General features: G+C 44.6%; 1 protein-coding gene. It reads left to right on the forward strand.

The window, feature by feature from the left end; genetic code table 11:
* Positions 1-93: 93 nt before the first annotated feature.
* Positions 94-623 (forward strand): transposase (locus ACX5KA_RS06630; protein WP_255051707.1); only part of this gene is annotated, 530 nt, incomplete at its 3' end.

Consider the following 623-nt stretch of genomic DNA (forward strand, 5'->3'; position numbering starts at 1 on the left):
AGCTTAAGTTACTGAATAGTATAAATAAAAATAGCCTTTTCGTGGTATAATGTTAGTTGTCTAGACATAACAAATACAACTCAAAGGCTACACATGAATTCTGACACAAGCTCTTCTGTTTTGCCATCACTCACCGCTGAGTATTTAAGCCGCCACGATGTTCAAGTGGATAATCTGTTTAGCAAAGCATGGCAGCGCATCGGTTTTAATCGACTGCTGAAACAAGCGCGGTTTTCAAAGCGTTCAGGATCACCCGTCAGTGATGTAGTGTACCTTTTACTGCTTTGGGTCTGGCTCAAAGCAGACTCAATTGCGATGTTTTCAAGGGAGTCGTTACAAAGCTTCTCGATCACTAAGAGGGATGCCCTTTATGATCTTCTTAATCGGGAAGATCTGGATTGGCGCAAGTTGCACCTTCAAACAGCGAAGACCGTCATCAGTATGACTGACCACAGCACCATACGCGCCTATGTTGTTGATGATTCAGTTAAAACACGGCGCGGTAAAACCATGCCAGGCATCTCCAGCCACTTTGATCACCTCAACGGTCGTTGTGTGATGGGGCAGCAAATCCTGACCCTAGGACTGGCGACTGAAAAGCAATTTATCCCTTTAGATAGCGA

This window comes from Alteromonas alvinellae (genome assembly GCF_902705805.1).